Here is a 24,383-nt window from a genome sequence, read left to right on the forward strand (position 1 = left end):
CGATACTGGCCCCCCCGGAGATGACATGCCCCAGCTCGACCCCGATCGCCTGTTCCCGGTGGAACCGCGCGCCCGCGCCCTCGCGCGTGAGTTGCACGAGGGCATCAGGGGCCTGCCGATCCTCTCGCCCCATGGCCATACGGATCCTGCCTGGTTCGCCGAGAACCAGCCCTTCCCCGACCCGGCGACGCTCTTCGTCAAGCCCGATCACTATGTCTTCCGCATGCTCTTCAGCCAGGGTGTGACGCTGGAGGATCTCGGCGTCCCCCGCGCCGACGGCGGCCCGGTGGAGACCGACGGCCGCAAGATCTGGCGCCGCTTCGCCGAGCACTACCATCTCTTCCGAGGCACGCCCTCGCGGCTCTGGCTCGATCATGCCTTCGCCGAGGTCTTCGGGATCGAGGCGCCCTTCGGCCCCGCCACGGCGGATGCCTTCTATGACGAGATCGATGCGGCGCTGAAGACCGAGGCCTTCCGCCCCCGCGCGCTCTTCGAGCGGTTCAACATCGAGCTGATCGCGACGACCGAGAGCCCGCTCGACGATCTGCGCCACCACCGCGCCATCCGCGACAGTGGCTGGGGCGGCCGGGTCGTCACCGCCTACCGGCCCGACCCGGTGGTGGACCCGGACACGCCCGGCTTCGTCGAGAACCTTGAGCGCTTCGGCGAGATCGCGGGCGAGGATGTCTCGACCTGGGCCGGCTATCTCGCCGCCCACCGCGCCCGGCGCGCCTTTTTCAAGGAGGTTGGCGGCGCCACCTCCTCCGATCACGGCCACCCGACGGCGCGGACGGAGAATCTCGGCCAGGCCGAGGCCGCCGCGCTCTACGAGGCCGTGCGCACGGGGACGGCGAGCGCCGCCGAGCGCGAGGCCTTCCGGGGGCAGATGCTGACCGAGATGGCCCGCATGAGCCTCGATGACGGGCTCGTGCTGCAGATCCACCCCGGCTCCCGGCGCAACCACGCCCCGGCGATGCTGGAGCGGTTCGGCCCCAATGTCGGCTTCGACATCCCCGGCCGGGTGGATTTCACCCGCGACCTGCAACCGCTCCTTCAGGCCCACGGGCTCGACCCGCGCCTGACGATCATCGTCTTCATGCTCGACGAGACCACGCTCGCCCGCGAGCTGGCGCCGCTCGCCGGTGTCTATCCGGCCCTGAAGCTCGGGCCGCCCTGGTGGTTCCACGACAGCCCCGAGGGCATGATGCGCTTCCGCCAGGCCACGACGGAGACGGCGGGCTTCTACAACACCGTCGGGTTCAACGACGACACGCGCGCCTATCTGTCGATCCCCGCCCGGCACGACGTCGCCCGGCGGGTGGATTGCGCCTATCTCGCCGGGCTCGTCACCACGGGCCGGCTGGGCGAGGCGGAGGCGCACGAGGTTGCGGCCGATCTCACCTACAATCTGGCGAAGCGCGCCTACAGGCTCTAGCGTTAGCGCAAACGGAGCGGCGCGGGGCCGCGAAGAGGGGGAGAGAGAATGATCCGCTGGGGAATCATCGGGCCGGGCGGCATCGCCGGCAATTTCGCGACCGGCCTGCAAGGTGCCGAGGGGGCCGAGCTTGCCGCCATCGCCAGCCGCACGGCCGAGCGCCGCGCCAGCTTCGGCGACCGGTTCGGCGTGGCCGAAGACAAGCGCTACGACAGCTACGAGGCAATGCTGGCCGATCCCGAGGTCGATGCCGTCTATGTCGCCACCCCGCATCCCTTCCATGTCCAGCAGGGGCTTATGGTGATCCGCGCCGGCAAGCATCTCCTCTGCGAGAAGCCGGCGGGGCTCAATGCCGCGGAGGTGCAGGTGCTGGTCGAGGCGGCGGCGGAGGAGGGGGTCTTCTTCGCCGAGGGCTTCATGTGGCTCTGCCATCCGCAGATCGCCCGCCTCGCCGAGCTGGTGGCCGAGCTCGGCGGGCCCGTCCACATCCGCGCGACCTTCGGCTTCAGCGCCGGGTTCAACCCGCAGTCCCGCCTCTATGCGCTGGAGCTGGCCGGCGGCGCGATCCTCGATGTCGGCGGCTATCCCATCTCCGCCGCGCGGATGATCGCGGGGCTGGCGGAGGGGCGCTTCGCCGACCCGGTGACGCTCCGCGGCACCGGCCGTCTGGGTCAGACGGGGGTCGACGAGGTGGCCTATGCGCTCCTCGGTTTCGCCAGCGGCGTGACGGCGGAGGTCGCCTGCGCCGTCGCCCGCACGATGGAGAACACCATCCGCGTCGAGTGCCCCGGCGGCGCCGTCACACTGACCGACCCCTGGGTCCCCGGCCGCGAGGTGGCGCCGGCCGATACAATCCTCATCGTCGAGGCGGGCGGCGAGCGGCGGGAAGAGCGCATCGCGGCGCCGAAGCAGCTCTATGCCTACGAGGCCGAGGCGGCGAGCCGCGCCATCGAGGCCGGGGCGGCGGGGCTGAGCTTCCCGCAGATGACGCCCGCGGGCTCCATCGGCAACAACCTCGCGCTCGACCGCTGGCGCGCCGAACTCGGCTACGCCACCCTCGCCGAGCGCCCGGGGGCCGACCGGCGCCTCTCCGGCGCCCTGCCGGACGGGCTGCCGCAGATCCCGAAGGCCGAGTTGCCGGGCGTCGGCCCGGTCTCGCGGCTCATCATCGGCTGCGACAACCGCAGCACCATCGCCGAGGGCGCCATCGTTTGGGATGCCTTTGCCGAGGCCGGCGGCAACACGTTCGACACCGCGCATATCTACGGGCAGGGCCTGCACGAGCGGGTGCTCGGTCAGTGGATCGCCGAGCGCGGCGTGGCGGGCGAGGTCAACGTCATCGTCAAGGGCGCGCATACGCCCTGGTGCGTGCCGGATGCCATCGGCGTGCAGCTCGAGATGTCGCTGGGGCGGCTGGGGCTCGACCGGGCGGCGATCTACATCATGCACCGCGACAACCCCGAGGTGCCCGTCGGCGAGTTCGTCGAGGCGGTGGCCCGCGAGCGGGACAAGGGGCGGATCGGCATCTGGGGCGGCTCCAACTGGACCATCGAGCGGTTTGCGGAGGCGGTGGCCTATGCCGAAGATCACGGGCTGGAAGGCCCGCGAATCCTCAACAACAACCTCAGCCTGGCGGTGATGGAGAAGCCGGTCTGGGCCGGCTGCCTCAGCTCCAACACGCCCGAGGCGCTGGCCTTCCTGCGCGAGCGGGGCGTCACGCATGTCGCCTGGTCGAGCCAGGCGCGCGGCTACTTCCTGCCCGAGGCGCTCCGGAACCGGCTGCCGGCCGACGAGGGGCCCGAGGCCTGCTTCGGCAGCGAAGCCAATGCCGAGCGGCGGCGGCGGGCGGAGGAGCTGGCGGCGTCGCGCGGCGTCTCGGCCCATAACGTCGCCACGGCCTGGGTGCTGGCGCAGAGCTTCCCCAGCTTCGCGCTCATCGGCCCGAGGAGCCCGCACGAGATCGCGACGACCCTGCCGGGTCTCGGGCTGGAGCTGACGCCGGACGAGGCGGCCTGGCTCAATCTGGAGGATTGAGGGGGCGGGTGGGCCGGGGGGGGCGGGCTGAAGCCCGCCCTACGCCCGCCCTACGCCCGCCATGCGAGGCGGTGGGGTGGAACCCCACCTCCATCTTGGCTCCGCGAGCCCGCCCGGAAGGGCGGGCCGGGCATCCTCCCGCCCTGGCGGGACTCCTGCAAGCCTGACGCAAAAAGGGCGCCCGAAGGCGCCCTCCCGTCCCGCTCCCCGAGGCTTACTTCGCCTCGTCCATCGGGCTGGCGTTGACGAGCGCATAGCGCTCGGCGCCGACGCGCTCGTAGAGGTCGAGCTGGGTTTCGAGGAAGTCGATATGGCCTTCCTCATCCGCGAGGAGCTCCTCGAAGAGCTTCATCGTCACGTAGTCGCCGAGGTCGTGGCAGGCCTCGCGCGCTTCCTTGTAGAGCGCCCGGGCGTCCTGCTCGGCGGCCAGATCGGCCTCCAGCGCCTCCTTCGGATTCTGGCCCACGCGGATCGGATCGAGCTTTTGCAGGTTCGGATGCCCGCCGAGGAAGATGATCCGCTCCATGAGCTTGTCGGCGTGGTGCATCTCCTCGATGCTCTCCGCCCGGCTCTTTGCGGCCATCTTGCCGAGGCCCCAGTCCTCTTGCAGCTTGTAATGCAGCCAGTACTGGCTGATCGCCGTGAGTTCGCTGCGCAGCGCGCTGTTCAGATACTCGATGACCTTTGCGTCGCCCTGCATGTCGCGCTCTCCTTGTTCGTCTCTGTCTGCGATGCCTGCCCGCCGAGGCGCGGCAGCATCGGGACCTCCAGATTATCGCTTCTGCGCATGGTGTCGAGGAAGAGCGGCATGCAACCGCCGCAATCGGCCCGCTTGCCGAGCGCGCGGTAGATCTTGCCGGGGGTGATGATCGTCTCCCCGTCCGAGGCGCGCATCCAGTCGATGGCGGCGCGGATGTCGTGATCCGAGATGGACTGGCAGTGACAGACGATCATGGCATGGCCCCTCGCGCCGCATGACCCGGCGGCGCGCCGAATGGCTGACAGATTCACTCGGGATCGTCAACCGGCCGAGCACCGCCCGGCGGCCGTCGCAGAAATTTACCTTGGGGAAAGAAAATGCAACAGCCCGTGAGCTGCAGAAATCGATGGGAACGCCTTTCCAGCTCGCGGCGTTAGCCTCGCATAATCGGATCAATTGGAACCAATGAAGGAGAAGGGACATGTCCGAAGACGACAAAGACCGCTTCTCCGGCTCTTCGTTCTGGTCCGGCCCCGCTGGCGTGATCGTCGTGGGCGCCCTCGTCGCCATTCTTGCGGTCGGGTCGCTCTTCTACGCGCGCCAGATGGTCTTCGGACACGACACCGGCAGCCTCGCGCTGCCGGCCTTTGAGGAGACACCGGAGGCGACAGCCGGGATCGAGACGCGCGACAGCGGATTGCTCGATGCAGGTATGCGCACCAAGCAGAGCCCGTGAACGGGCCGCTCCGGCAGGTAGGACAAACATCTGAAGCGGGCCGTCCGATGGGCGGCCCTTTTCGCGTCTGAGGGGAGGCCCGTCAGCCGGGCGCGGCGCCCGCATCATGTGCCGCCGAGGCGCCGTAGTAGGGTGCGAGCGCGGCCCGGATGCGGGCGAGCGCGACATCGTTGACGCGCATCGGCAGATCGCCCCGCGCCAGCGCCTCCGCGCAATCGGGCAGGGACTGGGAGACGAGGGGCAGGGGCCAGGGGCGGGCATCGAGATTGGCCTCGAGCCGCGCCACCGCCTCGGCGGCGGCGGGCCGCGCCCAGTAATAGCGGATGCGGTCGGACCAAGAGAAATGTCGCAGCCAGGCGGCCTCCGCGCCGCTGTAATGCCCCTGCCAGTCGGAAGGCGCGGCCAGCATCTCGGCCTCCATCACTGCGCGCAGGTTCGACGGCGCCTCGGGCGCCAGCTCGCGCTCGATGGCCTCGAGCGCATAGAGCGCCTCGCGCAGCGCGAAGGTCACGGCGGGGCCGACCTTGAGGATGGCGAAATGGCGGGCGACGAGGGCGGGATAGGCCTCCCGCCGCTGGTAATCGGTCGAATGCGCCTCATAGACGAGCCCGCCGAGCGCGGGGGCCTCGGCAGCCAGCGCATCGGCGGCGTCGGGGGCGAAATGGTGCACGCTGTCATTGCCGAAATCGAGCCCGGGCTGGACGACGACGGCCACGACGCGGGAGAAGGCGCGCTCAAGCCCGGCGGCGGCGAAGGCCTGCCGATGCGCCTCCACCGTGGCGCGGACGGCGCCGGCCTCCGTCGGGGCGATCTCGTGGCCGGCGCCCATGCCGCCCGGCGGCGGCACCTCGGTGCCGATGACATAGATGGGCCGCGATTCCTCCGGCGCCGTGCCGAGCGCCGCCTCGGCCGCGGCGGCGAGCCGGGCGGCGCGGGCGGCGATCACGGGTTCGGGCAGCGCCTCGGGGTCGCCCGCGCAGCGCATCGAGCAGTCCAGATGGATCTTGCCGAAGCCGGCGGCGACATAGGCCGCGACCATCGCCTCGGCGCGGGTCATCGCCTCCTCCGCCGGCAGATGCCGCCAGGGGTGCGGCCCGAGGTGATCGCCGCCGAGGAGGAGCCGGCCCTCTGCCAAGCCCGCCTCCGCCGCCGCGGCGCGCACGCGGGCGGCGTAATCGGCGGGGGTGAGGCCGGTGTAGCCGCCCTCCTGGTTGACCTGGTTGCAGGTCGCCTCGATCAGCGCGATCTGCCCGGCCTCCCGCGCCGCCTCGCAGGCCCCCCGGATCGCCAGAGGATGGGCGGAGCAGACGGAGGTGAGCGCCAGGGGCGCGCCACCGAGATTGCGCGCCAGAAGCGCGCGGGCGGCGGCCTGGGGGGAGGGGGCTGTGTCATCGCGGGTCATGGCGCCACCCTTGGCGAAGGGCGCGCGGCAGTAAAGCCGGGATCTGGGGCCGCGCCCGCGCCCGGCTACCCCGCGACCAGCGCCCCGACCGTCACCGCCCGGGGCGCGAGGTCGGCGCGGGTCGCCCGGCGGGCGGCCATCGGCGCCGGGGCGCGGGTGACGCGGGCCGCGCTTTTCGCGCCGAAGGCCCGGTCGATGATTGTCTCGTCATAGGCCTCCGGCCGCTCGGCGCTGGCGGCGGAGAGCTGCGTGCCGCCGCCGCCCAGCGTGGCGCCCGCGACCATCTCCTCGAAGGCGGGGCGGGCGAGTTTCTCGTCCTCCGTCAGGTCGTGATACTCGTTGTAGGGGAACCAGCCCACCGTCGTGGGCCAGTCTCCCGCGGGCAGGGCGGTGCCGTCGAGCCGCAGCGCCGTCAGCGCGAAGCGGCGGGGGCCGAGGATCGGCGCGCCCTGGAATATTTCCAGCGTCTCGCCCAGGGGCAAGACGGATTGCGTGATCTCCAGCGCCGCGCCCGGGTCCACCCCCGTCGCCCCCTCGGCCAGCACCACCGGCAAGGCCGCGCCGGTGAGCGCGGCGGGCTTCAGGGCCTCCGGGTCCTCCAGCGCCGTCCTCAGCCGCGCCGCGGCGTCCACGGCCGCCGGGGGCTCCGCCTGGCCGGAGCCGGTGGTGAGGTGGAGGTCTATCGTCTTCTCGAAGCCGAGGATCTCGAAGGTCGCATCGGCCCAGACCTCGATGGGATGGGGTCCGGTGACGCGCGCCGAGACGTCCACCGACAGAAGCACCGTGTTCCCCTTCGAGATCGAGGAGCCGAATTCGGTGCGGAAGTCGAAGCCGAAGGGGTCGAGGTAGATGATGGCGTCGAAGCCCATCCAGCCCCTGGCGGTGAAGCCCTTGAGGTCGGCGATCAGATCGACCCGCCCCCCGGCCATCAGCGCCCCGGGGCCGATGGCGAAATAACCCGAGAGCGAAAGCTCGGCGGCATCGCCCACCGGCAGCGCCGCGCGGATCCTGTTCGGCGTGCGGAAGCCCTCGGGCGGCTGGTAATCGGGGTGGAAGCCCCCGATGGAGAGCAGCATCGACGGCCGCCCCGAGAAGGTCGCCTTGAAGGCCATGCCGCCCGAGAGTTCGATGCGGGGGGCGTCGGGCACCAGCGCCGGGTCCGGCCCGATGAAGCTGTCGCGGAGGATCGCGGTCACCTCGACCAGCGCCTCGGTGAAGTCGAAGATGCCCACCACGTCGAGGTTGATCTGCACGAAGACCGGCACGCCCTCCGGCGCGTCGATCATCGGCAGGGCCAGCTTCATCTGGCCGAGCGTGATGAGGCGGAAGGGCGAGGGCAGCTCGACGACGACGCCCAGATTGCCGAGCGCGAAGACGCCCCAGCGGAACTGCACCAGCGCCCCGAAGAGGAACTGCCCCTCGGCGGCGGGAAAGACCGCCGCCACATCCTCGATGATCTGCGGCGCGTTGGCGATCGGGTCCACGGGGAAAAGCAGCGAATCGAGCGCGCCGTCGGCGAGCCGGTCAAGGAGCGCCTCGGTATCCACCGTGCGGTTGAGGCCGATCATGCCGCCGATGCCATTGAGCGAGAACGAGGGGAAGATCGGCAGCCCGCCGGGGAAGATCACGGTGACGGAGATATAGAGCGACCAGCCCTCCGAGCCGTCCGGCATCCGCGTCTCGATCAGTGCCACGGCGGTCAGCTCGAACTTGACGAAGCGGATGTTGCCGATGCCGGCATAGCGGCCGATGTCGGGCTCGATGGAGAGGTATCCTCCCCCGGAGATGACGCCGGCCGCGTCGATGGCGAGCCCGAGCCCGGTGGGCGGCTTGAAGCCGATGGTGAGGTCGAGATCGCCGAAGAGCCCGTCCTCCCCCTCCGCCGTCGGGTGGAGCCGGGCGGTGAGGCCGATGCCGTCCACCGTGAAGGCGATGACGCTGAGGTCGGCGCCGCCGGTGATGGCGACGAGCGCGGTCAACCCCTCCGCCCCGGCGCTCATGGCGAGGCGGAGTGCGTCGAGCCGGAAGGGCCCGGCCTCGAGCCCGAGCGGGAGCTCGATGTCGAAGCCGGCGCCACCGTCGAAGCGGATGCCGGTGGCGCTGTCGGCGGTGAGGCTGATCCCGGAGGTCACCTCGAAGGCGGTCTCACCGAGAAGGTCGCGCAGGAACCCGTCGCCATCGGCGGCGGTGATCACGGCGCGGAGCCCGTCACGGGCGGCGCCGCCGATGTCGATCGTGGCCGATGCGGCGGGGGGGCTGGTGGTGAGGCTGGCCTCGGCGCCGAACTTCGCCAGCTCCAGCCGGCTGCCGCCCGCTTTGCCGAAGAGGAGCAGCGGCTCGCCATCGCGGCTCAGCCCGGCCCGCGCGGTCAGCGCCGGCGCCGCGCCGAAGAGCTGCGGCCCGCCCGGGTGGATCGCCACGCCCGCCGCGCCATCGAGCGTGCCGGCGAGCGAGAGCGAAAGCGTCAGCCCGGCGCTCCCCGAGAGCGGCACATCGAGGGCCGCCTCGCCCGTGGCGGTGGCAGCGAGCGCGAGGCCGGAGACCCCGGCCTCCCCCGGCGCCTGCCGTCCGGTGAGCGACAGGTCGGCCTGCAGCATCACCCCGTCCGCCGGCGCGGGCAGCGGCGGCACGGGCAGGAGGAGCTGATAGGGCGTGCCCGCAGCATCCGGCTGAAGCTGGCTGCGCTGCGGCTCGGGCAGGGCGGTCAGCACCGGCTCGATCCCGTAGGCGGCCAGCACCGTGCCGAGGTTGCGCAGAAGGAGCGTCACGTCGAACGCCGCCCCGCCCCAGCCGTAGACCTCGGCGACGAGCCCGGCCGGATCCTCGAAGAGCTGCCCGAGTCGCGCCCAGTCGAGGCTGCGGGTGACGGCGCCATGGGGCCGGGGCAGGGGCTCCGCCCGGGCGATGCCGAGCAGGGCGAAGGGCGCCCAGATCTTCGGCTGGTAGACGGCCAGCCATTCCATGAGCATGACCTCGGGCAGCCGCTTCAGCGCCGCTTCCCAGAGGGCGGGGTCGGCGAGGTCCCCCGGCAGGGCGGCGAGGTCGGCGGGCGGGGCGTCCGCCAGGCCCTTCAGCGCGATCAGGAGGTCAGCGGCGGCGAGGGTGAGGGGGGCGAGGTCGTCGCCCGTCACCTCCTCCTCGGCGCTGAGCTCCACGGCGATGGCCACGAGCGCCTGCACCTGAGCGGTGACGTCGAGCAGCGCCGCCACATCCGCCTGCACCCCGTCATCGAGGAACACGTCGAGCCCGAGCTGCGCCAGCAGAAGCTCCATGTCCCGCCGATTGTCGAGCGCGGCGGTGAGCGGCGCGGCGAAATCGGCGGCGAAGGAGATGAGGAGGCGGATCATTGGGGATGCTCCGCCGCCATGACGGCCGTCACCTCGTCGTCGCTCCAGGCCTCGCCGGTGGCGCCGAGCGCGTCCTCGGCATCGGTGCGCCGCGCGGCAGTGTCGATCACCTTGCCGTCCCAGGGGATGAAGCTGTCGCTGCTCCGCCCCGTGACGCTGAGCTGAAAGGGCGGGTTCATCTGGAAGATGCGCCGCGCCAGCGCGGCGTTGACCACGCCGGTGCCGTCATCCATCGCCAGCTTCATCGCGAAGATCAGCCGGGGGGAGGCGGTGGCGAGCGTCGTGCCGCCGACGTCGGTCAGCCCCGCGGCAACATGCTCGAGCTGCTCGCCGATCAGCATCTCCTCGGTCTTGGCGACGCCGTCCACGCGCTTGACGATCCGCTTGAGCTTGGCGCGCACGGCCGTGTTCCGCGCGGCGTCGCCGGGGGCCGCGGCGAGGAAGCCGTTGATCTCGGTCTGGAACTCCTCGGCCCGGATCCGGGCGGCGCCGAGCGGCTCGTCCAGCGCATCGCCATAGACGGCCGGATCGCGCCAATGGCCGATGCGGTTCTCGTTATAGACGAACTCATAGGTCGGATCGACGGCCTGCCAGCCGCTGCCGTCGGCCGTCCGCAGCTTCGGGGGGCTTCCGGGCAGCCATTGCGCGGGGTCCTCCTCGAACATGCGCCGGATGTCGCCACGGAACTGCTTGAGAAACCCGCCGTGGAAGCTCCGCGACGAGCAGACGAGCGACGAGAGCGACCCGTAGCTCTTGAGCTGGCGGATGCGCAGCGCCCCGCCCTGCACCTGATAGACGAAATCCGGCCCCTTCTTGCCGGCGAGATAGACCTGCAGGCGAAGCCCGTTCACGCCCTCTTCCACGAGGTCCACCATGACCTCGAGCTCGAAGATATGGCCCGTCTGCCAGCCGTCGCGGCGTATGATCGCGTCGTAGAGCGCATCGAAGCCCTCGAGCTGGCGGAGCTGGTCGAAGCTCGCCGGATCGCCGGTGATCGCGGTGATCCAGCCGCGGGTCAGATCGTCCGCCTCGATCATCCGATGCGCGAGCTCCGTGGGGTGGAGCGCGCGGGAATAGATCGAGGTGACCCCGGCGGCGTCGAGATCGGCCAGGGTCAGCGCCTCGATCTCCTGATGCGTGGCGGCGGGCATGGAGGCGCCGGGATTGGCCTCGTGCCAGGCCTTGCGCCGGGCGCGGCGGGCATGGTTCGTCAGATAGGCCTCCATCCGCCCGGTCAGCGCATCCAGCACCTCGTCGGCCTGGGCCTCGCCGAGATCGGCGAAGGCCTGGGCGAGATGGCCGCGCAGCCCGGCGGTCGAGTTGAGCGCCAGGGCGCAGTCGGTGGCGGCGGCGGGGCCGGTCTCGCGGACGACGCGGCGCGTGTCGGTGGCCGTCCAGCGCTTCAGCGCATAGCGCGTCGGCGGCACATGGCCGAAGGTGCGCATGGCGGTCGGCCCCATCAGCGCATCGACGAGGATGGCGCCGCGGGTGTTGGAGGGCATCACCCGCCCGTCGCGATGCTGGATCGGGCGCCTGACGAATGACTGCGGGGAGTGGAAGACGGCCGCGATCTGGTCGTCCAACATCGTGTCGGCGCCGCCGACCACCTCCTGGATCCAGGCCCTCCGGCCCGCATCGTCGAGCTCGTTCCAGAGCGCGCGCTGGCGGAACTGCCAGGTGACGAAGGCCTCCTGCAGCTCCGGCAGGATGAAGCCGCTCGCGCCCTCCGGCCAGAGCGTGCGGAAGGCGAGGCCGGCATGGTAGACGGAGCTGCCCGGCAGCCGCGAGACCGCGAGGACCAGCCCGTCCACCGTACCGTCGAGCGCCGCGGTCACGCGCTGGCGCAGCGCGTCGTGGTCGAGCACCAGGGTGCCGTCGGGGCGACGCTCCACCAGGTCGACGGGCAGATCGTCCAGCGTCGCCGTGTCGACCCCGGCGCGGCGGCCCTGATGGTTGAGCGTCGGCGCCTCGGCCTTCTTCATGAGGGTTGTCGTCCGCGCCATGGGTCAGTCCCTCACGCCGTGCAGGAAATTCACATCGGACGGATCCGCCACATCGGCCATCGCCCGCAGGGCCCTGTTCGAGACGAAGGGCAGCGCGATGGCGCCCAACATCAACACCTGCTGCGCATGGGTCACCGGCTGGCCCCATCTGTCGGTGCCCGAATAGAGCGACCAGGCGAATTCGAGGACATCGGCCGCGTCGCCGACGCCGGGGATCAGGCCCAGGCCGACATCGACGAGAAGCTGGCCGGCGAAGGTGACGTTGGCGACGAACTCGGCGGCCTGCGCGCTGTTGAACGTCTCCATCGAATGCTGGAGCAGCACATTGCTCTCCCGTTCGAGGGGAAGGCCATCGGTGAGGTCATGCCAGTGCCCCCGCGCATCGGGCACGTCGGACTCGCTGAGGCCGAAGATCGCATCCCAGATGTCGTGCGTGCTCTCCCAGTCCGCCGGCAGGAAGTCGAGGCGCCCGCCCTGCGGCGCCACATCGGCCATCACGGCGCCCGGCCCCCGCGCCCGCCAGAAGGCGGCGGAGAGCGGGGCGTTGCGCGTGGCGAGGCTCTCCGCGCCGCCCGTCACGGCGGAATCGGGGAAGACATGGGTCGAGTGAACGAGCGCGAGGACGCCGATGTGCTCGGCCCAGCCGAAGGTCCCCTGCTCGATCTCCCGCCATTCCGCCACCCGCCGGCCGCAGAGCTGATAGGTGAACCGCTCGGTGCCCGAGAGCGGATCGACGGTCAGATGCAGCATCGCCTGCCGTGTCGGACCCCGGTAATGGCCGTCCGGCGCGCCCGGATCGCCCGTCATCGAGACCGCCGTGCCGGGCACGAGGATCGTCAGCCCGGTCTGCAGCGGCAGCGGGATCGGCCCGTCCGGGATGATCGCGGGGACGTTCTGCGGCTTCAGGACGACGTTGAAGTATTTCGCGTCGTCCCCGAGGTCGTAGAAGAGCTGGCCGACGCTCTGGTGCGGCGAGAGCGTGCCCGCCGTGATCGCAGTCACCTCATGGGTGAGCTGCTCCTCGGTGACGATCTCGGCGACATTGACCGAACGGCTGGCGGTGTAGATCAGCGGGTTGATCGGCGTGCCCTGCGGCGGGACGGCGCCGGCATCCTGCAGGCGGATCACCGCCATCTCGACGGTGGGCGGCCATTCGAGCCGCTCGATCTGCACGCCCGGCCCGGCGATGATGAGGAGGCGCGGGGTCGAGGTGCCGCCGAGCGCGGCGCGGGTCTCGGCGACGGCCGGCTCCTCCGCCGGCTCGGGCGCCGGCATGTAGGCCCAGGTGACGGCCTCCTCCAGCGTGTAGCCGAGGCTCTGATCGGTCAGCGACAGGCGGATCCCGGCATGGAGGTAATCGGGCAGGCGGAGGCGGATCGCGCCTCCGTCCCAGGTGGCCACCACGTCGTATTCCTCGTCGTAGAGCTCCATGTCCGCCCCCGGCAGGCCGTAGAGATGCGAGACGGTGAAGAGCCCGGCATTCACGACGTTTTCCAGCGCGATCAGGTGGTTGTCCCCGGCGATGCTGAACGAGACGGCATAGGCCTCGGGCGCCCAGCCGCCGGCATGGAGGATCGCCTGATGCGCCTTTTCCGCCACCCGGCGCGAGATGGTGCGGGGCCCGATGAGCGCCTGCGAGGCGTCGAGCGGCCTGACGAGGCCGAGCAGGCCTTCGAGGCGCAGCGGGTCGCGGAGCTGGTCCGGCCCCTGCGGCATCCCCGAGTAGAGCCGGTCGGGCCGCTCCGGGTCGCTGCTCCCCGCCCGGTCGGGCACGGGCCACTGGAAGGGCCCCTCCGTCAGCCGCTGGACGAGAACGGAGGCGGCGCTCACTGGCGCCACCGCCTCCTCCGGCAGGGGTTTGGCCTGGAAGGGCGCGCGGTGGCTCGCGAGGCCGGCGCGGTAGAAATCCGCCCCCGGCTTGTCGATGTAGCGGGGGTCGGCCCATTGTGACGGGCCCATCGGGACCTCACCGACAAAGCCCGGCTCCGCCATCGCCCGGGCGATCCGCCCGTAGCTCTGGCGGAGATAGCCGAGGGACTCGATGATCTCTCCCCGGTCGAACGGGTCGAGCTCCTGCGCCGTCAGAAGCGGGCCGTCGTGCCAGTGGCTCGGGTCGAGAAGCCCCAGCCGCCCCGGCGGCAGGCTGCCGGCCGGCGCCATCGCGGCGCCGGAGGTGCCGGGAGCGGAGCCCAGGAACCACGCCTCCGTCGCCCGCCCCAGATGCCACTGGAAGAAGGCCGTCACCGGCGCGAGGATCATCTGGGCATGGATGAGGATGAGATGCTCCGCCCGCTTCGGCAGATAGCGCCGGAATTGCGGCATGAAGTCCTCCGTCGGCACCATCTGGCCGGTGAGGCCGCTCTGCAGCGTCACCGGCCCCTCCATCCCGGCCGCGACGAAGGCGAAGAGATTGACGTCGAGCACGACATCCATGTCGGGCAGCGGCTGGCTCGTCCGCCGGCTGGCCGGGTCGCCGCCGCCGAGCGCATAGAGAGCATGGATGACGTAATGGTCGATGATCTCCGCCGTCGGCTTCGACCACCAGGCGCGGAAGCTCTGCCGGTAGTCCTCGACATCCAGCGCCGAGACGGAGATCGGCGGCGGCACGGCGCCTGGCTCGAGCCCGGCACCCGCCTTCTCCAGCCAGAGCCGCAGGCGGTGCGGCTCTTCCGGCGGGCCGGGCGGGCGGCTGGCGTGGGAGAGGAGGACGGCGCCGCCCGTGAGGTGCATGCGGGCCGTGTGGTCGTGGCACTCCACGTCGATATAGGGCACGTCGTAGCCGAGAAGGGCGAGCGTGGTGAGAAGTGGCGCCGCCTCGCCGAGAAGCACGCCCATGTCGGCATAGGAATAGCCCGTGGCCTCCTCGAAGGCCCGCGCGGCCTCCGGCCCCGGCCCGCCGGCGCCGACGAGATGGCGCACCCCCTGCCAACCGCGCCCCTGCGGGATCAGATGGCGGAAGAGCCCGGTCATCGCCGCCGCTCCCTGAGCCCGAGGCCGCCTTGGACAAGGGGCCCGCCCAGCCCCGTCCCGAGGCCGCCGCCCGGCCCGCCGGGCCCGCGCTGCTCCGACCCGTCGAGCGGCTGGCCGCTGGCATCCACCAGCAGGTCCACCTCCCGCGTGCTGACCGGCGGGCGGGGCGCCGGCCGCGCCTGCCGCCCGACCCAGAGGAGCAGCCGCCCGTCCGGCCCCCGCGCCGCCTGATAGCTCCGCGTCACCTGCAGCCCCTCGCGGGGCAGGGCGCCCTCGTCGAAGGCGAAGGGGCCGCCCGGGTCCAGCACCTCCGAACGCGGCCCGGCCTCGGCGGCCAGCTCCTCCGGCCAGCGCTCCCAGAGCGACAGGCGCGCGCGGGCGAGCTGGCCGGTCGGCAGGCTCGCCTTGTCGAGCTGCGGCAGGAAGGGGATCCAGTGGGGCGGCGTCTCCGTCTCCATCAGGTAGAGCCAGGCATCGGCCTCCGCCGGGGGCAGGCCCGCCGCCTCGGCCGCCGCCGCAGCCGCGGCACGGGTGGCGGCACGCATCCGCGCCCAGGCGGCGGCGCGGTCGTGGGGCCGGGCGGCGGGGCTTTCGATCTTCGTCTCGATGCCCCAGGCGAGGTTCGCGGCCTCGTCGCGCTTCAGGATCACCTCCTCCACCGGCCGCCCCTCCTGCCGGCTGGCGACCACGCGCGGCAGGTAGAGCCAGGGCGCGGCGCCCTGTTCGGGCGAGAGGTCGCCCGCCAGCTCGAAGAAGCGCCAGCCCCGTCCCGCGCCCTCGGCCCGCGCGTCCTTCACCGCGGCTGCCTCGATGGCGCGCCGCTCGCCGAAGACATCGCGCGCCGTGACGGAGGTGACGCGCGAGAGGGCGCCGCTCGGCAGGGTCAGCGGCGCGAGGTACCAGTCGTCGGAATGCACCGTGGCAAACTCGACGAGGAGGAGTTGCGGCAGCGCCGTCAGCCCCAGCTCCATCCCGCCGAAATTGACCCGCCCGTCCTCGATCGACCAGAAGCGCCGCGCCGGCTGGCCGGGGTAGCGCAGGCGCGAAACGAGGGGCTCCACTGCCGCACCCTTGCCGGGCGCGAAGGCGGCGCCGCTCGGGGAGGCAAGATCGACGCTCATCCAGTCGAACTCGCCGCCGCGGTAGCGCTCGGCGGTGAGCTCGGCCTCGACGGAGGAGGCGCGGAGCGTCGCCTCATAGGCAAAGCGCCCGGCCACCCAGGCGCCGCCGGCCTTCGGCGCGACGATGCGGGCGTTCTGCGCCCCGGCCCAGGCGTCGAGCGTCGCCATGACGCCGGAAGCCTTGCCGAAGATCTCCCCCGCCGCGGTCTCGATTGCCTTGCGGTCGTCGGTGAGCGCGGCGTGGAGCGCGGCGGCGTCGAAGGCGCGGGGGGCGAGCCGGCCGGTCGCCGCATCGCCGGAGGGGGCGGGGGCGAGCGGGTAGCTCTCGCGCAGCCAGTCGGTGAAGGCGGCGCGGCCCCCGGCCGGCAGGCGGGAGAGGAGGTCGAAGGCGGCCTCGATCCGCGCCCGGTGCCAGCCGGGCGTCAGGTGGATGGGCTCCGCCTCGAGGAAGGGCTCGACCGGCGGCGTATCGGCATCGAGCCGCACCGGGTCGGCCTTGCCGATGCTCATCTCGTCCACCGGCGCGCTCTCGGCGGCGATCTCCACGCTGATCGGGCTCGCGGCATCCTCGCCCTGAAGCGCCCCGAAGGCGCGCTGGCGGGCGAGCATCCAGAGCGGGTCGGCCAGCCGTGCCTCCAGCCCCTCGGCGAGCGAGGCATCGCGCGACAGCCCCCGGATCCGCGCCCAGCTCATGGCGAAGCCTCCTCTGCCAGGGGGTAGAGCGCGGCGGCGGTCTCAAAGAGCGAGCCGGAGGGGAAGATCGCCGGCAGGTGCTGGTCGAGCTCCGGCAGCGCCTCGCCGCCCCCGGCGCGGCGGCGCGACCAGGTCATCACCCCACGCACGGCGGAGAAGCCGTGGACGGGCTGCAGCGGTGGCTCGCCCGGTGCCTCGGGCAGGACGAGCACCATGACCTGCGGCGCCTCGGCATTCGGCGTCTCCAGCTCCAGCGCCAGCCCGGCGTCGCGCCGGGCGGGCGGGATGCGGTCGACCTGCGAGGCGAGGACGAGGGCGGTGAAGCCCTCCGTCAGCCGCTCCGGATCCTCGGCGCGGGAGAGGAGCAGGGCGGCGCCGCCGGAGGTGACGCTGCCGAGGGACGCGCCCGGGGCGTGCTCGGCGAACCAGGGCTCGGGGTCCTTCGGTTCGGGCCATTGGACGATCGCCGCCTCCGGCAGGGTCGCGCTGGCGGCCAGCTCGGCCATCAGCGCCTCGGCCACGGCGCGGGGCGCGGGCTGGGTGCGGCCCATGTCGGCGAGCCAGCCGAGCGGGGTGCGCCCCGTGGCGGGCAGGCGCCGGGCGGCGCCCGTGAGGCTGAGGGAAAGCCCGGCGCCGAGCGCCGCGGGCAGCACCGGCGGCACATGCAGGCCCGGGCCGAAGAGCGCCTTGGCGGCGGTGCGGAGGGCGGCGTTGGTCAGGGCCTTGCCGGGCGTGGCGGCGGCGGCGCCCCGCGCCTGCATCTCCGCCAGCACCTTGCGGCCGGTCTCGACGAGCGCCGCGCGGCGGGCGGCGTTGGCCGGGGGCGGGATGTCGGCGAGACCCCAGGCGCCGAACGGGGCAAGCACGGCGAGGGCGCCGTGGAGGGCCGTGAGGTCGGCGGGCAGCTCGGCGCCCTCGGGCGGCAGCGCCTGCCGCAAGGCGGTGAGCCGGCGGGCGAGGGCCTTCAGCGTGGCTTTGAGCGCCGCCGCATGGCCTTCATGCGCCGTGCCCTCGGTATTGGCGGGCGGCGCCTTGCCCGCGGGCAGGCCGAGCGAGAGGAGGTCCTCCGGCAGGGCGGCGCGCGCATCCATGAAGCTCGCCCGCCAGGTCTCGATCCTGAGGAGCGCGCCGGTCGGGTCCGCCGGGTCGAGCGCCGCCTCCCGGTCGCCGGTCAGCGCCGCGGCGGCGCGGGAGAGGGCCCGGGCGAGCGGGCTGCCGCCCTCGCCGGGCAGCGCCATCGAGAGGAGGTCGAGCGCGCCCAGAGGCTCCGGCAGATGCGCCAGCAGATCGGGGAGCGGCACGGTCAGCCGCAGCTTGCCCGTGAGCTGGAACCGCAGCCCTCCCGCCGGCCCCAGCGCCTGCCGCGCCAGCCGTTCGGACGCGGAGTCGAGCGCGGCGCGAAGGCTCCCCTGCGGCCAGCCCGTGGCCTCCGGCTCGCCCCCCGTCGCCAGCATCGTGTGGAGCGTGACCAGCGGCCCGATGTCGGGCGTCTTCAGCACCTGCAGGTCGGGCAGGGGGGCGGAGCCGTCGGCGACGGCGGCCAGGGTGGCGGCGGCGCGGGCCGTCTCGCCCCGGGCGAGGTCGAAGGTGGCATCGGCGAGGGCGAGATCTCCCATGGCGTCCGCGAGGCCCGCGATCTCGTCCGCCGCCTGGCGGATGCGCGCCGGGCGGGCGGGGGCGCTGCCGTCGCTCCGCCGCAGCGCCTGCACCAGCGCCGGCCGGCCGCTGCCATCCGCCCCCCAGAGCGCGGCGAGGGCGAGCCCGTCGAGCGGCGGCGCCGGCCGGCCTGCCTCTGTGCTGCCCGAGAGCTCCGCCACCGCCCGGCGGAGCGGGTCCACGAGGTCGCCCGCCCCGGCGCGGGCCAGCGCCGCCTCCGCCATCTGGCCGAGGAGGTCGCCGAGGTCCGCCCCGTCCCGCAGCGCGTCATAGACCCAGGCCGCCTCCCGCATCCGCGCCGAGGAGAGGTTCACATCCAGCGCCTCCGCCGCCGCGCCCGGGCCGCGCGCCTGCCGGCCGGAGCGCAGGAGCGCCGCCGTCTTGGCATGGGTGAGGCTGGGGGCGAGGACGAAGCTCTCCGACACCAGCGCCCCCTCGCCGCGCCAGCGGGGGCGGAGGTCCTCCACATAGCCGTAACCGCCGATGCGGAGCCCCTCGGGCCGCGCGGCGCGGGTGGCGTCGAGATCCTGCAGGAGCAGCGCCTGCCAGAAGGCATCGAGCCGCCAGCCGGCGAGGTCGAGCGTCTGCCGCAGCGCCAGCGCCAGCGTGCCCGGCCCGTGGCGGCGCATCTCGAGCAGCGCGTCGAGCATCTGCCAGAGGTCGGCGCGGGCGCGCTGGGCGGGGCCGGTGTATGCCCGGATCGCCCAGGCGTCGCGGCCCGCACCGCGCCGGGGCGGGCGGGGCTGGGGGCCGGTGGTGCTCTGGCCGGTGGACGAGAGGGCGGCGGTCAGCGCCCGCCGCCGGCTCTCCAGCCCCCGGGTCATGAGCTCGTAGAGGAGCGGCCGCGCGCCCTCCGCCCCCCAGTCTGGCGCCGGCGGATCCGGCCCCTGGCCGAGGTGAAAGCGCGCCCGGGCGATGAGGTGATCGAGCCAGGCCCCGGCGGGAAGGGGCGGCGGGGCGCCGTCCTCCCCCGGGATCTCCACCAGCCGCTCCTGTGGCCAGGCCCGCGCCTCCTCGCCGAAGAAGGCGAAGGCGATGTTGGGATCTTCGGTGCCGTAGCCGATGGGGCCCTTGAAGACCTCCGGCTCCGCCCCGGCGAGGGCGAAGGCCTCGTTGCGGGCCTCGTGTTCGTCCAGATGGGCGAGGAGGTTCTCGCAGAGGATGAAGGTCTCGGCGACGGCGACGAGGAAGGTCAGCGCCTCGGCCTCCGAGAGGTTCGGGCCGCTGACGGTGATATTGATGGTGTTGATCGTCGCCGCCGAAGGCTCCGTCAGCGGCAGCATCTGGCCGTTCGACAGGCGGCGCGCCTCGACATCGGCCTCGCGGGAGGCGGGCCAGGGATAGGCGGCGACGCGCTTGTCGAAGAGGTTGAGGTCGCTCGAGGCGATGAGGCCGACGATATCGGCCTTCTGCTGGTTTATGCTGTTGCTGTTCTCAGGCAGCCCGCCGTTGACGGCGAGGCGGCTGCGGATGCCCAGCCGCGCGTCGACGAGGTCGACATGCGGGTTCTGTTCCCAGAGCGCGAAGCGATACCACGACCAGTAGCTGTTGACGCTCGCCGTGCCGCTCGTGACCTCGCTCACCGCCAGATCGCGGGGATGCGGGCTGCGGGCGAGGGCTTCGGTGAGTGTCTCGCCGAGGTCGCTGCGGGGCACACCGTCTGCCAGCCGGGGAAGCGCCTCTGCGGCGGCATCCCAGAGCGGCGCCAGCGTCTGGAGGAGCAGCCAGAGCCGGTCGCGGCGGGGATCGCCGGGGCGGGGCCGGGCGGCGCGGGCGCTGAGGGCGAGCCCGTAGGGCACGTCCCCGACACGGAGCATGGGCAGCGCCGCGCCGCCCCGCAGGTAGCCGACGAAGAGATCGCGGAGCCAGAGCCGGTCGGCGAGCGTCAGGAAGTCCGGCGGGTCGAGGGTATTGCCCCGCGTGTAGCCCATCAGCTCCTCGAGCCAGGCGCCCCAGGTCACCGGCCAGAGCGCCTGGTTCATGGCGCGGGGCAGCGCCTCGCCGGAGGCGTCGGCGAAGGGCAGGCCGGCGGGCAGCTCCGCCCCTATGGCGGCGCCAAGGGTCGCGCCGTCGGCGACATTCGCCGGACCGGGCGCGCCGAAGGTGCCGTCCGCCACCGGGATCTCCGGCGGCGCGTTCAGGCCCTTGGGCAGGAGCCGGTCCAGCGCCTCGGCGCCCGGGGGCGGGGCGGCGGTGAAGCCGGTGCGGGCGTCCTCGGTGTTGTTGGTCGGCGTGCCTTGGGGGAGGAAGCCGGCGCCCCGGCTCCAGGCCAGCGCCTGCAGATGGGCGGCGAAGGCGGCGCCGTCCTGGGGCGGGCCCTCCTTCGGCTCCGGCGGGATGCCGAGGACGACGAGTTCGTCGAAGCCACCCGCCGCCGTATCCGGCAGGGCGAAGCGCTCGGCCATGCCGCGGGCGCGGGCCTCGCCGAAATCGGCCATCCAGCCGAGCGCGCCGGCCGTCTTCACGCCGGTATCGCCGAGGTCCTCCGGCAGGGGCGAGGCGGCAAGCCGGGCGGCGACGGGCTGAGAGAAGGCGGCATCGAGCACGATGGCACCGGCCACATAGCCGCGCACCCGCCAGCGGGCGGGGAGGAGCCGTGCGAGCGCCGGGCCCGCCTCCTCCGCCTTGCGGCCGGGTTTGAGGTCGTCCGCAAGGATGCAGGCGAGCAGGAACGCCGCCCGATGCGGGCCGACCTGCGCGGTGAGCGCGGCCCAGGCGGTGAGGCGGGCGGCATCCTGCGGCTTCGCGGCGCGGAAGGCGGGGGCATGGGCCTCGGCGAGGGCGGCCTCGGCGGGGGTGAGGCGCGGGTCGTGCCCGTCGATATGAAGCGCGTCGGGATAGACGCGGAGGAGAAGCTCGGGCTTCTCCTGATTGCGGAAGCGCGTCTCGATCCGCACGGGGAGGAGGAGCATCGGGTCGGTGGTCGCCTCGCCGGCCGCGGGGGCGCCGTCGTTCAGAAGGCCCTCCGCCACCTCACCCAGGATCCCGGCATCGGCCGCGGCATCCACCTCCGGCCGGTCGGGGAAGCGGCGGAGCGGCTGGCTGCCGCCCTCCCGGGGCGGCAGGTCCTGCGGCTGGCGGCCGTCCGGGGAGACCTTGCCGTCGGGCCGGCGGGGGTGCAGCTCGTCCGCGGCCCGGATGTAGGGCCCCGCCCCGGTGCCGTCCCGCCCGAGGCGTGGGCCGACCTTGCCGCCGGGGCGGCGGGGCTGGGCGGCGTCCGGGGCCGGAATGTCAGACCCGGGGGGCTCCCCGGTGCCGTCCCGCCCGAGGCGTGGGCCACCCTTGCCGCCGGGTCGGCGGGCCTTGCCGCCCTTGCCTGGGGAGCCGGGGCGCTTCACGGGCTCACCAGCCGGTCGGCATGGATGAGGACGCGCACCGGCGCCTGGAAGGTCATGGCGGCGACGGCAGCGGCGCCGGCATCCCACCTCAGCCCCTCGATGGGCGTCCCCGCCCAGGGCGGGGCGGCGGGGGCCTGGCGCAGCGCCTGCCACCCGGCTTCATCGGCCACGAGGTGTCCCCAGTGCAGCGCGTCGAGATCGGCGGGCGGCTGGCCGGCGGCGGGCGCCTCATAGGCGTCGAGCCCGAAGCGGGGGGCGAAGAGCGGCTCCTCGAGGGCGATGAACCAGCCGGGCGCCTTGGCCTGCCCGCCGGTGGCGGCGCCGCCGATCATCTCCGCCGCCGGCAGGTCCCAGCCGAAATAGCGCAGCCCCGGGCCGAGCCGCCCCTCGAAGCTCGGGGGCAGGGCGCGGGCGAGCTCGGCCTTGGTGACGCGGCGGGCGCCGGCCTTGGCGTCCCACAGCGCCGGCACGGCATAGATCAGCGTCTCGGGATAGCGCTCGAGCAGCTCGGCGCGGATGAGGAGGATCGTGCTCTCCGCCCCGCCCTCCACCTGCTTCGCGAGCCTGCCGTCATGGGGCCAGGAGCGGATCGGGGCGATGTCGCGGCGGGCGGGGTCGTCATAGGCCCAGAACCTGTCGAACCAGGTGTCATGCGTCGGCAACGGCAGGCCGCGCCAGGCGAATTCCCGCGCCGCTTCGTGGTTGAGCCCGGCGAGATAGGCGGCGAGGAAGGTCGGGTTGCCGGCGACGAGGGCGGCGCCGTTGAGGGGCACATCGCCGGCGCCCGGCACCAGCACCTGCGGCGCGCGCATCTGGATGTCGCGGACGGCGGCGACCTCGAAGCGGAAGCTCTGGGCGAGCGCCCGGGGGAGGGGCGCCTCCGCCCCGGCCGGAGCGGCACCGGCGGTCTGGAGGGGCAGCCGCGAAGCGAGCCGGGGCCCGGGGGCCAGGAGCTGCGGCAGGGCGTCGAGGCAGGCGGTGAAGGCGGCTTCGGCGGCGGGGGCGGAGAGGCTGCGGGGGGCGAAATCGCCGGCCCGGGGCGCGGCGGCGAGGGGCACCTTGCGGAGCGTGAGGGCCCCCGGGGAGAGCCGGCGGCGCGGGCCCGGCCGCGCGCCCTGGCCCGCCGCGAGCAGCGCCCGGCCACGCGCGCCAGTGAGCGCCGCGGCGATCGGCCCGCGCGGATGGGCGCGGGCGGCCCGAGCCTCGGCAGCGTTCAGGAGGGGGCTAGCCGGCCCGCCCACCGGCGCGAGGGTCAGGCCGCCATCCTCCTCCAGCCGCAGGCGCCCGGCGGCGCCGCCGGGGGCACTGAGCTCGAGCGCATAGCCGGGGCTGAGGCTCTTCGGGGCGGGGGCGGACCGGGGGCGCAGGCCGGTGCCGCCCGGCAGACGGGCGGCAAGGATCTCCTCCCCGAGTCCGCCGAGCTCCGCTGCCGCCTCCGGCCCCTCGCGGCGGCCGGGCTTGAGCTGCCGGCGGGCGCGGGCGGCGATGAAGCGGGCGAGCACGGGGCTCGCCGCGGCGCCAGGGCGGCGGGGCAGCGCTTCCATCAGCGCGGCGAGCGAGGGCGCGCCGGGCGCGGTGCGGAGCGCGCCATGGAGCGGGCGTGTCACCTGCAGCACCAGCCCGCGCGGCATCCGCCCGAGCCGCCGGGCGACACCGGCGGAGACATGGGCGGCGGTCCTGAGGCGCCGCGCCTCGGCGGAGGCGGCGCGCGCCTCCTCCAGCGCCTCCCAGGCGAGCGCGACATACTCCTCCTGCCGGGCGCGGAAGGCGCGGGCGGCAAGGCCGGCGGTGGCGCGGAGGCCCGGGTCGAGGTTGAGCTCGAGCGCCCAGTCGGTGCCGAGGGGCGCGGCGGGATGCTGCATCGCCCCATAGCCCGGCGGCGCGAGGACGGGATCGTCGCGGCGGGGGTCGTAGCCCGCCCGGCGCTTCGGCGGCGGGGCTCCGGCGGCGGAGAGGACCTCCTTCAACGCGGCCGCGAAGAGTGTCGCGTGCGGCTCGGGCGGGGCCTCGGCGGCCGAGCCGGTGGCGACCATCACGCCGGCATAGTCGCGGCTGACCCGGTGCCCCGCATCCCGGGGCGACAGCGCCGCCGCGGCGAAGCCGGGCCCGGGGTCGGTCACATCGAGCGGGCGGCGGCCGAGGCGCGGGTCGGGCGGGGCCGGGAAGATCCGCTCCGCCAGTTCCTCGAACCCCGCCGCGCCGGTGCTGAAACGCCAATGGGCATAGGCGGGCAGGGTGAGCGCGCCGGTCTCCGCCCCCCAGGCGGGGGCGGCGGAGCCATCGGGCGCCAGACCCAGCCCGGCGCGGCGGCCGGCCTCGAAGAGGGGGACGAGCGCGGCGATATAGGCGCGCCCGGGATCCAGCCGCGTCGGGCAGAGGATGCGGGCGGTGCCGCCCGCGGCATCCTCCTGTACATGGGCGAAGGCATAGGCGTCCTCGGGGCGGGGCAGGCGGGCGCCGGCCTCCGCCCCGATCTCCAGCAGCCACCGCCCGCCGCCCGCGGCGCGGATGCGGGTGCCCGGCTCCTCCGGCAGGGCGGCGAGCACCAGCCAGGGCGCCAGCCGCCCCTCGGGGGAGGGTGCGGCGGGGGTGTAGCGCCAGGGCAGCGCCGCATCGGCGAATTCAACGAGGGGGAAGGCGTTGTGCTCGAAGGCGCGCTCGCCGGCCTCGGGAAAGCGGCGGATGATGACGCCCTCGGCGAGGCCCGCGATGTCGCCGGGGCCGAGAAGCGTCAGCTCATGGGTGACGGGGGCGGTGAGCCCCTCTGCCTCGATGGCGAGGGTGAGCGCGAGTGCCCCCACAGGGGGCAGGCCCATCGCATCCGCAGGGGCGGATGCCGCATGACGGCCAAGCCCGAACCGGGCGTGATCGAAAAACCGTGCCAAAGCGCTGCCTGAAATGACGTGCGGAAATAATGCAGCCAGTCTGGGCGCAGGGTGGCAGCCCGG

The 24,383-nt window shown here is 73.6% G+C and carries 12 protein-coding genes; 3 read left to right on the top strand and 9 right to left on the bottom strand.

The annotated features are described in order from the left end of the window. Positions 1-25: 25 nt before the first annotated feature. Complete coding sequence (uxaC, locus tag ACAZ03_RS06565) at positions 26-1,435, top strand: glucuronate isomerase (protein WP_373356613.1); 1,410 nt, start codon at positions 26-28, stop codon at positions 1,433-1,435. Between the two features lie 48 nt (positions 1,436-1,483). Further along, positions 1,484-3,469, top strand: a complete 1,986-nt coding sequence (locus ACAZ03_RS06570) for an aldo/keto reductase (protein ID WP_373356614.1) — start codon at positions 1,484-1,486, stop codon at positions 3,467-3,469. A 214-nt stretch (positions 3,470-3,683) separates the two neighbouring features. On the opposite strand, the gene bfr is transcribed toward ACAZ03_RS06570, so the two are convergent. Then, on the bottom strand, positions 3,684-4,169 hold the full coding sequence (gene bfr, locus ACAZ03_RS06575; protein WP_373356616.1) for a bacterioferritin: 486 nt from the start codon (positions 4,167-4,169) through the stop codon (positions 3,684-3,686). Then, complete coding sequence (locus ACAZ03_RS06580) at positions 4,136-4,423, bottom strand: bacterioferritin-associated ferredoxin (RefSeq protein WP_373356617.1); 288 nt, start codon at positions 4,421-4,423, stop codon at positions 4,136-4,138. The genes bfr and ACAZ03_RS06580 overlap by 34 nt, the downstream gene beginning before the upstream one ends. Positions 4,424-4,650: 227 nt before the next feature. Between ACAZ03_RS06580 and ACAZ03_RS06585 the strand changes: the two genes are divergently transcribed. Next, a complete protein-coding gene (locus tag ACAZ03_RS06585) occupies positions 4,651-4,905 on the top strand; it encodes a hypothetical protein (RefSeq protein ID WP_373356618.1) in 255 nt (84 codons plus the stop codon). Between the two features lie 82 nt (positions 4,906-4,987). Here the strand turns inward: ACAZ03_RS06585 and ACAZ03_RS06590 are convergent, their stop codons facing one another. From ACAZ03_RS06590 to ACAZ03_RS06620, 7 genes are all read right to left on the bottom strand, one after another. Next, a complete protein-coding gene (locus ACAZ03_RS06590) occupies positions 4,988-6,307 on the bottom strand; it encodes a class II D-tagatose-bisphosphate aldolase non-catalytic subunit (RefSeq protein ID WP_373356619.1) in 1,320 nt (439 codons plus the stop codon). 65 nt (positions 6,308-6,372) lie between these two features. Then, positions 6,373-9,654: a DUF6603 domain-containing protein gene (locus ACAZ03_RS06595; RefSeq protein ID WP_373356620.1), complete on the bottom strand. Its 3,282-nt coding sequence runs from the start codon at positions 9,652-9,654 to the stop codon at positions 6,373-6,375. Then, a complete protein-coding gene (locus ACAZ03_RS06600) occupies positions 9,651-11,657 on the bottom strand; it encodes a hypothetical protein (RefSeq protein ID WP_373356621.1) in 2,007 nt (668 codons plus the stop codon). Before ACAZ03_RS06600 ends, ACAZ03_RS06595 begins: the two co-directional genes overlap by 4 nt. A 3-nt stretch (positions 11,658-11,660) precedes the next feature. Further along, complete coding sequence (locus ACAZ03_RS06605) at positions 11,661-14,627, bottom strand: hypothetical protein (protein WP_373356623.1); 2,967 nt, start codon at positions 14,625-14,627, stop codon at positions 11,661-11,663. After that, on the bottom strand, positions 14,624-16,441 hold the full coding sequence (locus ACAZ03_RS06610; RefSeq protein WP_373356624.1) for a hypothetical protein: 1,818 nt from the start codon (positions 16,439-16,441) through the stop codon (positions 14,624-14,626). The genes ACAZ03_RS06605 and ACAZ03_RS06610 overlap by 4 nt, the downstream gene beginning before the upstream one ends. Further along, positions 16,438-21,435, bottom strand: a complete 4,998-nt coding sequence (locus ACAZ03_RS06615; RefSeq protein ID WP_373356625.1) for a hypothetical protein — start codon at positions 21,433-21,435, stop codon at positions 16,438-16,440. Before ACAZ03_RS06615 ends, ACAZ03_RS06610 begins: the two co-directional genes overlap by 4 nt. After that, positions 21,432-24,251, bottom strand: coding sequence for a hypothetical protein (locus ACAZ03_RS06620; protein WP_373356626.1), 2,820 nt, complete (start codon positions 24,249-24,251; stop codon positions 21,432-21,434). Before ACAZ03_RS06620 ends, ACAZ03_RS06615 begins: the two co-directional genes overlap by 4 nt. Positions 24,252-24,383: the final 132 nt, after the last annotated feature.

Origin of the sequence: Pseudoroseicyclus sp. CXY001 (genome assembly GCF_041714655.1) — a bacterium.
Lineage (GTDB): Bacteria > Pseudomonadota > Alphaproteobacteria > Rhodobacterales > Rhodobacteraceae > Pseudoroseicyclus_A.

Coding starts and splice junctions, on each gene's coding strand:
- ACAZ03_RS06580 (WP_373356617.1), bottom strand. CDS start 4,423: ATGATCGTCTGTCACTGCCAGTCCATCTCGGATCACGACATCCGCGCC.
- ACAZ03_RS06570 (WP_373356614.1), top strand. CDS start 1,484: ATGATCCGCTGGGGAATCATCGGGCCGGGCGGCATCGCCGGCAATTTC.
- ACAZ03_RS06620 (WP_373356626.1), bottom strand. CDS start 24,251: ATGGGCCTGCCCCCTGTGGGGGCACTCGCGCTCACCCTCGCCATCGAG.
- ACAZ03_RS06605 (WP_373356623.1), bottom strand. CDS start 14,627: ATGACCGGGCTCTTCCGCCATCTGATCCCGCAGGGGCGCGGTTGGCAG.
- ACAZ03_RS06610 (WP_373356624.1), bottom strand. CDS start 16,441: ATGAGCTGGGCGCGGATCCGGGGGCTGTCGCGCGATGCCTCGCTCGCC.
- ACAZ03_RS06590 (WP_373356619.1), bottom strand. CDS start 6,307: ATGACCCGCGATGACACAGCCCCCTCCCCCCAGGCCGCCGCCCGCGCG.
- bfr (WP_373356616.1), bottom strand. CDS start 4,169: ATGCAGGGCGACGCAAAGGTCATCGAGTATCTGAACAGCGCGCTGCGC.
- ACAZ03_RS06600 (WP_373356621.1), bottom strand. CDS start 11,657: ATGGCGCGGACGACAACCCTCATGAAGAAGGCCGAGGCGCCGACGCTC.
- uxaC (WP_373356613.1), top strand. CDS start 26: ATGCCCCAGCTCGACCCCGATCGCCTGTTCCCGGTGGAACCGCGCGCC.
- ACAZ03_RS06585 (WP_373356618.1), top strand. CDS start 4,651: ATGTCCGAAGACGACAAAGACCGCTTCTCCGGCTCTTCGTTCTGGTCC.
- ACAZ03_RS06595 (WP_373356620.1), bottom strand. CDS start 9,654: ATGATCCGCCTCCTCATCTCCTTCGCCGCCGATTTCGCCGCGCCGCTC.